The following is a 15776-nucleotide window of genomic DNA, read 5'->3' on the forward strand; positions in this document are numbered from 1 at the left end:
CAACCGTCTGTTTCTTTAAAATTAAAGGGGTAAAAATGTACCTAAACATTTTACCCCAATCTCTTAGGAAATTATAGCCGGTCTCTTCCTATTATTCAACAAATTCATTTCGAAACCGGCTTCCCACCTATAATAATTTATTTTTCTTTCACGCTTTTCAAAAAGGTTTTAGTTCAAAAGAATACTCATACTTTTGGTTAGCGGGAATTGTATATTCAGGATGCACATGACGCCCCCAGGATGTATCTCCCCCGACTCCCATTTGAAGGTGATCTATGTTCCATTGCACTACCTCTCCAGTCTTTATGTCGGCTCCGTGCTTTCGCGTTACAGGAACAAGCCCCGAAGCAGAAGTCTCTATTTCATCTTCCTGAAGATCAATTTCTACCATTGCGAAAGGCCATACACTAGCGTGAAGAAAGTTGTCCAGTGCTGTGGCCTGTAAAATGTGATTTTTTGCCTGCACCTGCATCCAACGTACTTCGGTTTTATTTCCGGTTTCCTGAGGACGGGAGTAGCGATGAAACTGGTCAACAATTTTGCCTCCAAAAATCCCGGTTTTTTGACCTGTTTTTCTATCCCAGTAACTTTCTTCCGGTCCCTTCCCGTACCAGGACATTTCGGAAAATTTATTTGGAAGCAGCAGGTACATTCCCAACCTTGGAATATTTGGCAAATCCTCCTGCAAAGGCTCAAATTTATAATCGAGCTTCAGGACTCCGTCAGGGGAAACAGTATATTGCACTTCCACCTTTGCCACCTTTTTAGGGAGATCATAACCCACTTTAAAAGTCACCACATTATCAGATTTTTTTGGTTTTTCTGTTAAGGTTGCCGTAGCTTTTGCTGTTGCCTCTTTCCAAATCGCAGCCCATTCATGCATTTTATTCCCAAGGTCATTATCTGTAGGAGCGCGCCAAAACTGCGGCCTAATAGGAGCCTCGGTCATTACTTCTCTTTTAAATTTCCATAACTGTAATTCTCCCGTTTCCGAATCGATCCTGAATTCAATATCCTCCCCTGTAATAATAAAGCTGTCAGGTGTAGATTCCAGCTTCAGTGTCTTTTCACCGGAAGTATCAACAGTCATTTCTTTAGACATAAAAAGAGGATCATTAAGTGCAAATTCTTCAAAGGCCACTTCATGCCCCCTTGGAAGTAACGGCTCTTCCTTTGCAGTCTTAAGGCTAAATCTCAGGATATATTCGGCTTCCGCATAATCCACTTCCGGCAGGGCGGGTTCAAAAATAGTATTGTTCTGTGGTGCTATATTCACTAGAATTTCTTCCCCTGAAGCGGCTACAACCCCATTCTTCAATAGTTCCCATTCCAACTGATAATCATTCAGACTTCGAAAAAAGTTTTTATTTGTCATCTTCAGCTTCCCTGATTCGGAATCAAATTCGAAGTTCACCGGTTGATAAACCTTCTTTACTTCCATAAGGTGCGGGTGCGGGTTACGGTAGGGATCCACGAGGCCATTGTTTAAAAAATTCCCGTCGTTGGGCAGGTCCGGGTGATAATCATAACCATAGGCCAAGTAAGGAGTGCCATCGGGATATTTGTATTCCAGCGCCTGGTCCACCCAATCCCAGATGAATCCACCTTGTAACACTTCATAATTTTCAATAATGTCCCAGTAATCTTGTAAATTACCTACTGAATTTCCCATGGCATGGGCATATTCGATCATAATCGCAGGTTTTTGAGGATTGCTTGTTGCATAATCGATCAGTCGCTGCGGGGAAGGATACATGGGGCAAAAAATATCGGTATAATCTGCCGTACCGGCAGGTTCATATTGTACAGGCCTGTTGTCATGTGCCTTTAACCAGTCATAAGTGGCTTCAAATACTTTACCATGTCCGGCTTCGTTTCCAAGCGACCAAATAATAATAGATGGATGATTCCTGTCGCGATAGTACATTTTTTTTACCCGGTCCAGGTGAGCTGGGATCCAACTTCCCTCATTCCCAATTTGTGTCGCTTCATTAATGGCTAATGGATGACTCTCAATATTAGCTTCATCAATGACATATAATCCATACTTATCTGTAAGATCATACCAATGTGGATGGTTTGGATAATGGCTGCTACGCACTGCATTGATGTTGTTTTGCTTCATCAAACGGATATCTTTTTCCATAGACTCGCGACTTACTACATGACCAGTATGTGGATCTGTTTCATGCCTGTCCACACCTCGTACATAAATAGCCTTGCCATTGACCAACAGTTGATTTCCTTTTATCTCCACGCTTCGGAAACCAATATTTTTAGAAAGATGACTGCTATTTCCTTTTTTGGATGTTAAAGAAACTTCCAGGGTGTAAAGATTAGGAATTTCGGCCGACCATTGGGCGACTTCAGGTAACTTGGCGGCAAAACTGATTTCCGACTCCTCCTCTGCTTTAAGTCGCAGGCTGCGTTGTTCTTCAAAAACCTCCTGACCATCTGCATCCTTAAGACTAAGTTTTAAATCAAGGTTTGCGCGACGCGGAGTGCTATTTTTTAAACTAAGATCGGTCTTAAAAATTCCGGAGGAATACTGGTTATCTAATCCTGCTTTTATATCCAGATCAGAGATATGAATTTTAGGCTCGGCATAAAGATATACCTCTCTTTCAATTCCGCTCATTCGCAGAAAATCCTGACTTTCGAGGTAGCTGGCATCGGTCCATCTGTACATTTGAATGGCAAGCAGATTCTCCCCATCTTTTAACTTGCCGGTAAGGTCAAATTCCGAAGGAGTTTTGGAACCCTCGGCATAACCTAAAAATTCGCCGTTAAGATAGACATACAAAGCCTTGGCAGCTGCGAAATGCAGCACTACCCGTTGATCCTCCCATTCTTTTGGAACTGAAAAGGTTTTGCGGTAACTACCTACAGGATTATAATCCTGTGGCACATCGGGCCAGGTATTATCAAATGGATAACGCTCGTCCAAATAAATGGGAAACCCAAAACCCTGGGTCTCCCAATTCCCGGGAACTTCTATTGTTTTCCAGTCTGAGCTGTTAAGCCCTGGTTCAAAAAAGTCGGTGGGTCGGTCTTTTGGAGAACGAACCCATTTAAAATCCCATTTTCCATTCAGGCTAAGATATCTCCCGGAAAGTGTTTTATCTGCTTCGGAAGCTTTTTCTGAAGATTCATACGCAAAAAAATCTGCCCTTGGTTCCAGACGATTTATTTGAAAAACCTGATGATCTTCATGTGGTTGCCTCTCCTGCGCCTCACCGGTAAAGCTGATAAAGAAGAGAATAAAAAATCCGTAATATATTTTCATAATCTTGAATTTATTGAATGTTTTTTTTATAATTGAAAAAAATCAGCTGTCAGCACTAGGTTCAGATCTTTTAAGAATTGATTTGCATGTTCCTGATCAAAGCTCATGGGAGGTTTGATTTTTAGCACATTATCATCTGGTCCTTCGGTACTCATCAAATAGCCGCGTTCCTTCATGCGCTGTACCAATGCATTCGCCTGCTTTGAAAGGGGATTTTTTTCCCGGTCCAGCAATTCAAAGCCAAGGAAAAGTCCCTGCCCGCGTACATCGGCAATAACAGGATGCTTTGCAGCCATTTTTTTAAGCTCCTCCTTTAGAAAATTCCCGGTATGTAAAGCGTTTTCCTGTAATTTTTCTTCCTTAAGAACTTGTAGCACAGCGTTACCAATGGCGCAGGAAACAGGATTTCCTCCAAAAGTGTTGAAATATTCCATACCGTTAGCAAAGGCCTCTGCTACCTCCTGCGTACAAACTACAGCTGCCAAAGGATGGCCATTGCCTAAAGGTTTTCCTATGGTTACAATATCGGGCACCACCCCATGATGCTCAAAGCCCCAAAAATGTGTTCCCACCCGGCCACAACCTACCTGCACCTCATCGGCAATACAAAGTCCACCGGCATCCCGTACCACTTCATAAGCCTCCTTTAAGAAATTATCGGGTAGTTCAATTTGTCCTGCACAACTAATAATGCTTTCCGCAATAAAAGCTGCAGGCTTAAGACCTTTATCCCTGAGTTGCTGCACCAATTCGCGAACGTGCGAGGCGTATTTTTCCCCTGCATTTGCACCGCAATATTTTCCCCGTAAAGTATCGGGCAAGGGTACAACGTGAGTATGCGCGGGCGCACCTTTGCCGCCCTTGCCGTCAAATTTATATGAACTAATGTCTATGCAGGCATTGCTGTTGCCATGATAGCCCAGTTGCATACTTATAAAATCCTTCTCCCCTGTGTACGCTTTGGCCATTCGAATGGCCAGTTCATTAGCCTCGCTGCCGGAATTCACGAAATGCACTACAGAGAGTTCGACAGGAAAAGTAGAGAGTAAATTCTCACTTAATTCAAGAATATTATCGTGTAAATAGCGAGAATTGGTGTTTAACATTGCCATTTGCGCCTGTCCTGCCTTTACCACGTTTGGATGTTCATGCCCTACATGTGCCACGTTGTTGACCAGGTCCATGTATCTTCTTCCGGTATGGTCAATTAAAAAGACCCCCTCGCCACGCAACATTTCCAGAGGCTGTTTATAACTAAGACTCAGGCTTTTGCCCAAATGCTTTTTTCTAAACATTATTTTTGATGTTATATCTACAGGATTATCCAGCACCCTCAAATCCTCAAATAAAAGGGCAGGATCGGGATAAAGTTCTTGGAAGGTCCCGAAATTCTGATAGAGGCAGGACACTTCCACAGATGTGTCTAATGGATCCTGAAGCATTAATTGTAGGAAAAAAGGTGAATCGTCCGATTTTACTATTCCCAGGAAATCCCCTCTTTTAACCATTTCCCCTACTTTCACCGTTGCAGCGGGTTCTACATTTGAATAAAGAAGATGAAATTTTCCATTTTTTAAGGCTTCAGGTCTTCCGGGCTGATCTCCCCCGGTTTTTCCTTCCGAATAAAGTTCGTTTTCTTCCGGTTTTGTTGAAGCAGTTTGACTTATCTCCATGGCGTGCGCCACAAAGAGCCGCCAAGAGTCTTTATACACAACTTTTCCGTCAAAAGGAGAAGAAAGAGACAGGACCTCGAACTGCCACGCCTGTGTTCCCAATAATTTTGCTTTCCAATAGCTGCCGCTGTTTGTTTCCACCCGCTGTTCATCCATCATAAAATCGGGCCGCACTTCGCCATAGCCTCCGGTCAAAAGTGACATTTTTTGGTCACTATTTATTTCCCTGATCTGATGTTTCAGTTTTTTTGGATCGCGATAGTCGGCAAGGTTTGGAATAGTCGCCGAAGAAAGGTCCAACCTTATTTCTTCAACAGGTAATTGTGTTTTGAACAGGCTTGAAAATTTCACCCGGTTATTTTGTGCAAAAGCCTTAAATGCCGAATAATTCCGGTGAGCCTCATAGCCACAAGCTTTTCTAAAAAAAGCAGTTGCCGTTTCCGGTGAGATCTGATCCCACTGTTCCAGCAAAAGTAAAGCTGGCTTCTCACTAATAATGAGATAATCATTTTCCGGCTCTTTTTCACGATTAAGTGCCGATTGGGTAAGGCTAATAATCAGTCTTGCACCCACCAGCCAGTACAGCAGCTCCAACTCTTTTTCCTCCAGTGGAAATTGCCGGTGATAACCTTTTACTATGGGGATTGCAGCTTCCAAAGGATTTGTTTGATCCATTACCGCATAGGTAATACAAACCGCCAGATCGTTAATAGTCGCGGTATATACAGCATCTCCAAAATCAATAATAGATTTGACCCGGTATCCTTGGTCAAAGGGGGTAACAATAATGTTATTATCGTTTGAGTCGTTATGTACCACAGAATGCCTGCAGCTTTTTAATTGGGAAGCTATATTTTTAAACCCCCGATGGAATTTTTTTATCTGCTCTTTTTTCCTGCCCTTGAAGTAGTGCTGATATTCCTGTGTCCAACCCGCATTATTGATATCCCAGGCATAAGTTCTTTGGGCGTATACATCACGAAATTCTGCTAAAGAAGCTGTTAACGCTCCGGCCGCACTCCCAAGACTGTATAACAATTTTTCGTCATAATACCTAAGATCACTCCATAGCTTTCCCTCTACCCAACTTAAGAGACGCAGGTAAATTTTTTCTCCATTGCTTCTTTGGGTCCTAACAAAATCCTGTTGTTTTAGATCTTGAAAAAGCTCCGGAGTTTCTAAAGGGAACTCCCAAATTTGTTCTTTTTGGCCATCTTCATATATGCAAGAACATATCTCCCTTTGCTCCAAATACTTTAATATGTTTTGCTGAAAAAGCAAAAATTCTTCATCTGTGCCGGAGCGGGAGATCTTGAGTAGAAAATTATTTTCGTTTGTTTTTACTTTGAAGTTAGCATCGACTTCTCCGGCTAAGGTTTTCATTTGGCCCTCAATTCCAAAATGCTCCCTGAGCAGTTGTCGGGCTTCTTCAAGGGGTAAGAAATGATAAGGTTCCTGCATGGTCTATTCGTTAGTGAGTAACATTAAAAGATGTGCTGCCGACCAGCTAAAATTCTGTGCTTCCAGGCCTTCTCCCGTGACCGGATTATAATTCTCTCTAATGGATTTTCCCGATTTCAACACCCCTTCGGCCTGGTGAAGCAACTTATAAGCCAATTCGTTGGCTTCGGTCTCATATCCATAGTTCCTTAAACCCATCAATCCAAAGTAGGCCTGGTCAAGCCAGTTGGGACCTCTCCAGTAGCCCCCATCAGGCTCAAAAGCCGGGTGCGTGGCATCCAAAGTTTGCAAAGGTACTTTTAGGTTAAAATGTTGTGGATCCATCATAGTCTCTTTCATATGTGCTGCCTGTTCTTGGCTAGCAACTTCAGTAAAAAGAGCAATCCAACCTTCACTTCCCCTCACCTTTATAAACTCGTTTCCATCAAGACTAGTGTCGTAAAACCAGCCGGTTTTTGTATCAAAAAACTGATTTTGGATCTTTGTTTTTAAAGCTGCAGCCAAGTTTTCATATTCTCCTATTTTATTATCCAGCTCCAATACAGCAGCTATTTTTGCCAGATATAGTTTTTCCGCATAGAGATATGCATTTAGATCCACACTTTCCTGATCGAGGGAATAAGCCTTTTCTCCATTTTTTAGCAATTTGCTCCGGTCGAAACGCACCCCGTTATCCATGCCGCTTTCCCATTTGGCAGCAATCAACGTTCCGTCGGTAGAGCCATATTCTGCCAGGCCGTCCTTATCATGGTCACGATCTGTATACCACCATTGGTGTTGTTTTTCAAGCTTTGGAAAAAGCTCTATTAAGAACTCCTTATCGGCATCTGTCTCGTAAATTTTCCACACTGCCCATGCCGAAAGCGGAGGTTTGGTATCCCGGTAATTATTTTCCTCAATAAGGTTATCCCGATACACAACATCTGGCATAAATCCATTTTCATCGAGATGATCATACATCGCCTTTACCTGGTCTTTCGCTAATTGCGGATCATAGGCAGCCAGTGCGGCAGCATGTTTCCAACTATCCCAGGCCCAAAATCCATGGAACCACTTGTAGTGATAGCTGGGGAAAAGTCCTGCATGTTTAAGATTTCCGGCGGGACTACGCCAGTTATTCTGAAGGGTCAATATCAATTTCGCAAGTAAATCCCGATACTCCTCGCCCCGCCAGTTTTCCTCCAATTTTAAAGAAAGGCTATTCAGGATTTGTTGTTTTTCAAGATTTCGGCCTTCAAATTCTTCGGAATAGGAACGTTGCAGTTCCCCGGCGGCTTTTAGTTTTTGCTGCAAACTGACTTCGGATTCTTCCGCGGGAAAGAAAAAACTCTGGGTATAAACAAATTCAAAGGAGCTGCCGGAAGCAAGATCTACAGGTGGGTATAAAAGTCGGAAACTGTTTTCTGCAACTTCTGAATTTGCACTTTTGTTTTCAGGAAAATTTAATATTCCAAAGGAATCATTCACGCTGGTATTCATGCGAATATTATTTTCCTTTTGCTCAAAACTGAGACTTTCGGGAGAAAGCTGGCCTTTTAAAACAGGTACGAATTTCTGCGGGCTGCCGGAAGTATTGGTAATTTCTATTTTTATGGCTGCCGTATTGGAATCTGAGTAAAAGAGTTGCTGAGTCACCTCCAGTTCATTCGTAGCCTGGTTAAATTCTAAAAATCCGAGGCTGGAGAGACTGTTATGGGAGGTAAATTTCACAGGCACTTCCTCCTGAAGCAATTCCAGCTGTACCATCGCTGGGCTGCTCCAAATGCCATTGTCCTGGGTCATCAAAAAGGGTCCAGAAAAACCTTGTTGCTCTGCATTTTCTGGAATGGAATAACCAAACCACGCTCCTTGATCTGAAAACATCAGGAGGTCCTTATCAAAATCCGAGGCCGGGGTACCGGTATAATCGAGGAGGTTTTTTGGCAGTATCGGGTAGGTTACTCCTGTTGCAGTATTTTCCTTTTTCACGGAACTACAGCCATAATTTAAACTTAACCCAATAACCAATAAGAAAAGGGGTGTAAAAGATTTATTATTCATAGCGCATAAAGATAAGACCCCTTTATGGGGAGGTTATGCAAAATGAAAAAAATGGAAGTAAAAGAAGCTCCTCCTGTGCAGAAGGATTTTGGACGCAGCCAAATTACGAGAAAAAAATATACAAAACAAGAGGTTAGCAAACTGTAGGATAAAAACTTTTAGGTACTCAAAATTTTTATATTTGTGACCTTTGCCTCTTATACTGAATAAACTTTGAATCTGGAAATCCGTCACATTATTAATAGGGATCAAAAAGCTTTTCAGCGGCTTTTTGAATTGCTATATTCCGGTCTGGTGGAGTACGCCTACAGGTTTCTCTACGATAGAGCGGCAAGTGAGGATCTAGTCCAGGAGGTGTTCGTCGACCTTTGGGAAAATGCGGCTTCTTATGATATTCATACCACAATTAAGGGATACCTCTACAGCACGGTACGCAACCGCTGCCTTAACCAACTAAAATCCCTTAAAATAACCGATCGGGACGCAATTTTAGATATTAGCGCCTCCCTTTGTTCTCCAGATTCTATTGAGCTGATAGAGCAACAGGAGAAGGAAGCAATGACGCGGAAGGCAGAAATTATTTTGGAAAATTTACCGCCAAAAATGCGAAAAATCTTCAGTTTAAAGGTGATAGAAGGTTATTCTTATGCCGAGATCGCTGAAGAGATGGATGTTTCAGTAAATACCGTGAAGACCCAGCTTAAACGTGCCAGACTTAAAATTACCCAACTGAATGAATTGCTCATTCTCTTCTTTAGCCTGATCTAAATTATTTTACCTGTCACCGGCTATTATAGGCCGAATTCATGACTTTTTGTTCTAAATCAAAATTTATTTTACAAATAAATAAGTTTTTTGTCACCCGAAAACGATTTCCTATTGTCATATAATTAAATACCTAAATTTTTTCATGGAATTCCAGACCCTCCTTAAAAAACTTGATAATAAGCTTAACGCTGCCGAAGAAAGAGAATTTCAGGAGTGGTTTGAGGCTTCTCAAAAACATCAAGATTATTATCAGCGTGTTAAGATCGAATTCCAAAAAGAGCATTATCAGACCCCTTCTACAAATAAGGCCTGGAAAAAAATGGACAGACGACTATTTGCTACCAAACGCAGAAATTATCGCTGGGCCATGGCAGCCGCTGCCATATTGGTGGTGTTGCTCAGCATTCCTTTTTTTACCGCGGATTTTATTTCTACAGAAGTGGAAGTTACCAGTACTCCTTCTGCTGAAGAGCAGGGAAAAGGAGTATTGCTTATAGATGAATCCGGCCGGCAACAGTTAATGAGTGAAGGAGCCGCAATAACAAGTGGGTATTACAACGCCAACAGCCAATCCTTGATAATTAAAGAGCCTGATGCTTCAGATAAGGAAAAAAATGTATCAGAAGAAATAAAAATGAACACGGTGGTAGTGCCCAGGGGTATCCAATTTTCTGTAGTAATGGCCGATGGATCTAAAGTCTGGTTAAACTCTGATACTAAAATATCCTTCCCCTCCAGCTTCAAGGGACTAAAAAGTCGGTTCGTTAGAATTGAATATGGAGAGGCTTATTTCGAAATCACCTCCAGCAAACAAAATAATGGGCAAAAGTTTATAGTGCAAAACAGGGAGCAGGAAATTGAAGTATTGGGCACTAAATTCAATGTCAATGCCTATCCCGATAAAGAAAGCCTGGCTACTACTCTTGTGGAAGGTTCAGTAAAAATTTCCTCAGGTAGGAGGTCGCTAAAATTGAAGCCCGGCCAACAATCTCTGGTTTCTAACGAAAATTTTGAGGTTCAACATGTAAATGTTTGGAAGTATATATCATGGACTCAAGGAAAGTATGTTTTTAATAATGAGTCATTAGATGAAATTATGCAGGTAGTGGGCCGATGGTATGACGTGGAGGTGAATTTTGAGCAGCCAGCCATGCGGGACTTGCGATTCAATGGAGTGCTAAATAAAAATCAACAGCTGGAAGAACTTTTAGAAATCTTTAAAAACACTAATAAAGCAAATTTTGAATTAAATGGAAGCTCCATAAAAGTTATGGGCAAAAATTAAGGGAACGGGATTTAGACCTGGACAATTTAAACCTCCATTCCCCTTTATTAATTAATCTGAATAATTAACAAGATGTAAATTTATGAAAACTAAATTACTTGATGCGAATGATCGCAAAAAACGGATAGCTCCGTTCTATTTAAAATTATTTTTACTCCTGTTCTGTATTAATAGTTATGCTCTTGAAAATAATGTTTCTTTTCAGGCAGCCACAATAACAATTGAAAAGGATCAAAGTATGACTGTAGAAGAAACCTTTGACCTTATTCAGCAACAAACCGATTACAGCTTTGTATTTCCGGCTAATGCTTTTGCAAAAGCTCCCAAAGTGACTGTGCAAAAAGGTGAAATTTTTCTGAAAGATCTTCTTCAAAAAAGTCTGGCCAATACGGGTTACACTTATGAAATTACCGAAAAACGGGCTATTCTGCTCAAAGAAAAAACCAACGGGACTCCTGTTTTCAAGAAGGAAGTTCAGCAAAATGTGTCTGGTACGGTGACAGATGAAAAAGGTATGCCCTTGCCGGGAGTAAATGTTTACCTGGAAGGTACAACAACCGGAACCCAAACAGATTTTGATGGGAACTATTCTTTAGAAGTAAGGCCCAAAGATATACTGGTGTTCCAGTTTTTAGGGTTTACAACGCAAAAAGTCACAGTAGGTGATCAAGAAGTGCTTAATGTAGTTTTAAAAGAAGAACTGGAAGGTCTTGATGAGGTCGTGGTAGTAGGATATGGTACGCAAAAGAAAAGCGATGTGACCGGAGCCATTAGCACCGTTAAAAGCGAGGAGCTAAACAAGGTGGTTTCTACAAATCCACTGGACGGAATGCAGGGGCGTGTGTCGGGAGTTAATGTGACTAATTCCTCAGGTAGCCCCGGCGCAGCACCTGAAGTTTCAATTAGAGGCTTTGGTACATTTGGTAATAATGAGCCATTGTACATTGTAGATGGCGTGCAGGCCGATCCTTATTTCATTGACAGTAATAATATTGAGTCTATAGAAATTTTAAAGGATGCAGCTTCGGGAGCAATTTATGGTACCCGGGCAGCTAACGGGGTGGTAATAATCACCACCAAAAAAGGAACAAAGGGTCTGCCGCAGGTAGATATAGAATCCTCCTACAGCCTTAATTCTCCCCGGGAAGAGATGAATCTTCTCAATGCTTCAGAATATGTAGAGGTACATAGACAAATGTATGAAAATGCAGGAATGGAACTACCGGGATACGTGCAGAATCCCCCAAATGTCGATACAGACTGGATTGATCAGACTCATAGAGACGGCTATCTGCTCAATAATAATGTGCGGGTAAGTGGCGGAGCTGAAAATGTAACTTATAGCATCGCCGGCAACATGGCCGAAGAAGAAGGGGTACTATTAGGATCTCAGTTTACTAAAAAAGGAATTTCTTCAAATCTAAACCTTACCAAAGGCAAATTAAAGCTTAGCACCAGTCTTAATTATAACGAGACTTATAAAGAAGATAATAAGTTCTCTATTAGGGAAACCTATTTTATTTCTCCGCTTATACCGGTTTTTGATGAGAGTAAAGAATCAGGTTTTGGGTACAGAAACGGCGACATCCCCGATCATAGAAATCCTATTGGAGAAGATAACTTTATTGATGGCCATACCCGTCTTAAATATTTCCTGGGGAGCGCCAATATTTCTTATGAAGTAATTGACGGATTAACAGCCAGAGCCGGTTATTCGCTCTCAAATTTACAGGATTACACTTACGAATTCCACCAGCCGTTTAGGGTAAGGGATGTACAGGATATTGCGCAGCGGGAATTCGCTTTTATTTCTGAATACAACTCCACCTCCAGAAGGTTGAATCAGGAATATACGTTGCATTATAATTTTGAACTTGCCCAACACAATTTTGATCTTCTAGCTGGATATCAGCGAATAGCGGAGCCTCTAAAATGGACTTATGCACAGGCAGAAGGTTACAAATCTGATGAGAATGGTAATAAAATTCCTGCTATCATCCTTGACCCAAGCTTTAATACTTTAGATGCATTTAGCGACGGGACCTATTCCGCAAGCGGCACAAATGCTACCTATACGTTGGCGTCGCAATTTGGTCGTCTTAATTATTCATTTATGGATAGATATCTCTTACAGGCAACCCTTCGTCGGGACGGCAGCTCTAAATTTGGGGAAAACAATAAGTATGGCTATTTTCCATCTTTTGCCCTTGGCTGGAAGATTACAGATGAAGCTTTTATGCAGGAGCAGGAAATTTTTGATTTCCTAAAACTGAGATACAGCTGGGGTCAGGCAGGGAATGATAGTGCTTTAGGGTATTATGACTACATCCCTCTTATTTCACAAGGGAAAAGCTACTATGACGGCGGTTATGTATTTGGAATGCCACAAACCTCCTATATTGGAAGTATTGCAAGAGATCTGGAGAATCCCGATCTTAAGTGGGAAACTAATACTTCCTCTAATTTCGGTTTGGATTTTCGCTCCCTCCAAAATAGATTAACCGGTTCAGTGAATTATTACAAGAGCACCACCGAGGATCTATTAATTATCAGGGAAGTACCACCTTCGGCCGGGGTAAATAATCCTGTCGTGAATGTGGGCGAATTTGAAAATAAAGGTTTTGAATTTGAAATGCAGTACCGCAACAATGATCATGCGGTAAATTATTCGGCTGCTGCGACTTTTACTACTATTAATAGCGAGGTGACCAGGTTAAGCAATGAAGACCAGGTACTTTACGGCGTTGGCTTACTGTTTGGTTCAGATCATTTTGTAAATCAAACCAAAATAGGTTTTGAACCCGGAGCTTTCTTTCTTCCGGTAGCCGACGGTATCTTTCAGAATGAAGCCGATGTGGCTGCTCATAGTGTTAATGGGAATCTAATTCAACCCAATGCAGCACCAGGAGATATTCGCTTTGTAGATCAAAACAACGATGGGGTAATCAATGAGCAAGACGAAATTTATGCGGGAACTGCAATTCCCAAATATGAGTACAGTTTAAACCTGTCTGCAGATTATGCAGGATTTGATTTTACAGTATTCTTCCAGGGTGCAGGTGGGAACAAAATCTATAATGGAAATGATTTTAGATTATTAAGTCTGGACACAGGAAGAAACTTTCGTTCAGAAAGTCTTAATGCCTGGACGCCAACAAATACCAATACCGATATTCCACGGGCTGTATTGAATGATCCAAATCGAAATAACCGTGCTTCAACAAGATTTTTGGAAGATGGAGATTATTTGCGGGTAAAGACAATTCAATTAGGATATAGCTTACCCGAAGCCCGACTTGAAAACCTATTTATCGATAACTTAAGATTGTTTGTGACTGCACAAAATTATTTCACGTTTACCAGTTATTCAGGCCTTGATCCTGAGGTGGGGGGAGCTATACTTTCAAGAGGAATAGACAGCAATCTTTATCCAAAATACAAATCTTTGATTGGCGGAATTCAGCTTAAATTTTAATTTAAAAATTTTAGAAAATGAAGAAACTAATAAAATTTACAATACTTCCATTATTGGTGCTAACAGTACTCTCCTGTTCGGAAGAAGAATTTTTAGATGAAAAATCTCCGGATCAGTTAACCTCGCAGAATTTCTGGAGGAACGCCGATGATGCCCGGTCTGGTCTGGTAGCCGCATATTCAGAACTGGAGGCACGAAGCGATTTTTGGAACGGCTGGCAGGAAGGTCGTCCAATAGTCGACTATTTTCGCTCAGATTATGCCTTACCGGGTCCCGATGCCTCTAACTACTCCCATTGGATGTCAATATTTAATTTTAATTATACCGATGGTCATATCTTTTTGGACGTGCTATGGGAAACTAATTATAAAGGAATAAATTTTGCTAACCAGGTAATTGCTAACGTTGGTAAGATGACGGCAGAGCAAATTTCTGAAGCTGAAAAAGAGAGGATAATTGGAGAAGCCACCTTTTTGCGGGCCTACTATCATTTTAGACTGCTTACCTTATATGAGCAAATCATTACCCGTACAGAAACCATAACCAATGAAAATATAAACAAACCTTTAAGTACACGTAGTGAAACCTGGGAGCTTATCCTTAGCGATTTTGAAACTGCTTCGGAAATGTTGGCGTTCGAAGTTTCTGCTGAAAATCTTGGACATGCGAATAAAGGTGCAGCCTTGAGTTATCTTGGAAAAGCCTATTTATTCAAGGCTGGTGATGAGAGCTCTTCTGAAGCCGGAGATTATGAAAATGCAGCTGCCGCTTTTCAACAGGTGATAGACAGTGGGATTTACGACCTGGAACCAGACTTTGGAAGCCTCTTTAATGGGGAAAACGAAAACAACCAGGAAAGCATCTTTGAACTTCAGTTTAAAAGCGCCGATGCCAGTTCCAATAATTATACCCGCCTACATGCCTTTGTTGCAGACTGGGCAATAGGAGGCTGGGGAGGAATTGAAGCCAATTATGCCCTTGTAGAGGAGATGAAACAGGAAGGAAAGATTGCAGAAAATGACCTTTACGATAATCGCCTGTATGCTACGTTATATTTTGATGATCCTTATTTTAATGATGCCGCAACTAATAGAATGGAAGGAAGTACCTGGGATCAATTAATAGCAGAAACATATGGTTCCGCCGATGCCAAAGACAATAGTGCTTATTTTAGAAAATGGTTGCCGGTTTATGTGTATAATAATGGTTATGTGGGTGTAAACGTAGTATTAATGCGTTATGCAGATGTACTGCTTATGCAGGCAGAAGCTTTAAATGAACTTGGAAAATCTTCTGAAGCAATGACACTAATTAATGAAGTTCGTTCGGTTCACGGCAATATGCCCGCCCTTAACCTTAGCGGCCAGGAAGAAATATTTCAGCAAATAATCCATGAACGCACTATGGAACTAACACTTGAATCTACCAGGTTTTACGATCTGCGTCGATGGGATTTATTAGAAACAGAGATGCACGAAAAAGGCAGAACTAATTTTAATGCAGATGAGCATGCTTATTTTCCTGTTCCCCTTTCAGAAAAACAGACTAATACTGCAATTTGATAATAACCGAAGTTTTGTCCTAAAAGCCTGCATCCTGAAGTTGCAGGCTTTTATTTTTTTCCACAACGAATTTATTAAGCGTAAAGAGGCTAATTTTTTCTTCTGGGAAGGTGAGATCATTCTTCCAGGTCTGAAAAGAAATAGCTGTACCCAAATTTGGAAAGGTAGTGGGCCAGGTAGTGGGCATAGTAATGGGCTCGGTACTGGACATAGTAGTGGGGCACGA

At 41.3% G+C, this 15776-nt stretch carries 8 protein-coding genes; 4 read left to right on the forward strand and 4 right to left on the reverse strand.

Annotated features, from left to right (window positions below):
• Positions 1-157 precede the first annotated feature (157 nt).
• Genes LA313_RS11975 through LA313_RS16430 form a run of 3 tightly spaced genes read right to left on the reverse strand, consistent with a single transcriptional unit; the run spans position 158 to position 8388 of the window.
• Positions 158-3286: a glycoside hydrolase family 2 TIM barrel-domain containing protein gene (locus tag LA313_RS11975; protein ID WP_228915257.1), complete on the reverse strand. Its 3129-nt coding sequence runs from the start codon at positions 3284-3286 to the stop codon at positions 158-160.
• A 26-nt stretch (positions 3287-3312) separates the two neighbouring features.
• Complete coding sequence (locus tag LA313_RS11980; RefSeq protein ID WP_228915259.1) at positions 3313-6420, reverse strand: aminotransferase class III-fold pyridoxal phosphate-dependent enzyme; 3108 nt, start codon at positions 6418-6420, stop codon at positions 3313-3315.
• Between the two features lie 3 nt (positions 6421-6423).
• On the reverse strand, positions 6424-8388 hold the full coding sequence (locus LA313_RS16430) for an MGH1-like glycoside hydrolase domain-containing protein (RefSeq protein WP_228915272.1): 1965 nt from the start codon (positions 8386-8388) through the stop codon (positions 6424-6426).
• Between the two features lie 285 nt (positions 8389-8673).
• On the opposite strand from LA313_RS16430, the gene LA313_RS11990 reads away from it, so the two are divergent.
• The 4 genes from LA313_RS11990 (at position 8674) to LA313_RS12005 (ending at position 15550) form a co-directional block, all read left to right on the forward strand.
• Positions 8674-9228 carry an RNA polymerase sigma factor gene (locus LA313_RS11990; RefSeq protein WP_228915274.1) on the forward strand — a complete coding sequence of 185 codons (555 nt, stop codon included), beginning with the start codon at positions 8674-8676 and terminating at the stop codon, positions 9226-9228.
• 142 nt (positions 9229-9370) lie between these two features.
• Positions 9371-10513 (forward strand): FecR family protein, encoded by a 1143-nt coding sequence (locus tag LA313_RS11995; RefSeq protein WP_228915276.1) that lies wholly within the window; start codon positions 9371-9373, stop codon positions 10511-10513.
• 82 nt (positions 10514-10595) lie between these two features.
• The gene (locus tag LA313_RS12000) at positions 10596-13988 is read left to right on the forward strand and encodes a SusC/RagA family TonB-linked outer membrane protein (protein ID WP_228915278.1); all 3393 of its coding nucleotides are present in this window, start codon (positions 10596-10598) and stop codon (positions 13986-13988) included.
• Positions 13989-14005: 17 nt separating this feature from the next.
• Positions 14006-15550 carry a RagB/SusD family nutrient uptake outer membrane protein gene (locus LA313_RS12005; RefSeq protein WP_228915280.1) on the forward strand — a complete coding sequence of 515 codons (1545 nt, stop codon included), beginning with the start codon at positions 14006-14008 and terminating at the stop codon, positions 15548-15550.
• A gap of 19 nt (positions 15551-15569) precedes the next feature.
• Here LA313_RS12005 and LA313_RS12010 read toward each other — a convergent pair whose 3' ends face one another.
• Positions 15570-15761, reverse strand: a complete 192-nt coding sequence (locus tag LA313_RS12010) for a hypothetical protein (protein ID WP_228915282.1) — start codon at positions 15759-15761, stop codon at positions 15570-15572.
• Between the last annotated feature and the right edge of the window lie 15 nt (positions 15762-15776).

Source organism: Salinimicrobium sediminilitoris (genome assembly GCF_020866905.1).
In the GTDB taxonomy this organism is placed as follows: domain Bacteria; phylum Bacteroidota; class Bacteroidia; order Flavobacteriales; family Flavobacteriaceae; genus Salinimicrobium; species Salinimicrobium sediminilitoris.

Bases quoted from the DNA above. Each gene is read 5' to 3' on its own strand.
- LA313_RS11975 (WP_228915257.1), bottom strand. From the start codon at position 3,286: ATGAAAATATATTACGGATTTTTTATTCTCTTCTTTATCAGCTTTACC.
- LA313_RS11980 (WP_228915259.1), bottom strand. From the start codon at position 6,420: ATGCAGGAACCTTATCATTTCTTACCCCTTGAAGAAGCCCGACAACTG.
- LA313_RS11995 (WP_228915276.1), top strand. From the start codon at position 9,371: ATGGAATTCCAGACCCTCCTTAAAAAACTTGATAATAAGCTTAACGCT.
- LA313_RS12000 (WP_228915278.1), top strand. From the start codon at position 10,596: ATGAAAACTAAATTACTTGATGCGAATGATCGCAAAAAACGGATAGCT.
- LA313_RS12005 (WP_228915280.1), top strand. From the start codon at position 14,006: ATGAAGAAACTAATAAAATTTACAATACTTCCATTATTGGTGCTAACA.
- LA313_RS12010 (WP_228915282.1), bottom strand. From the start codon at position 15,761: ATGTCCAGTACCGAGCCCATTACTATGCCCACTACCTGGCCCACTACC.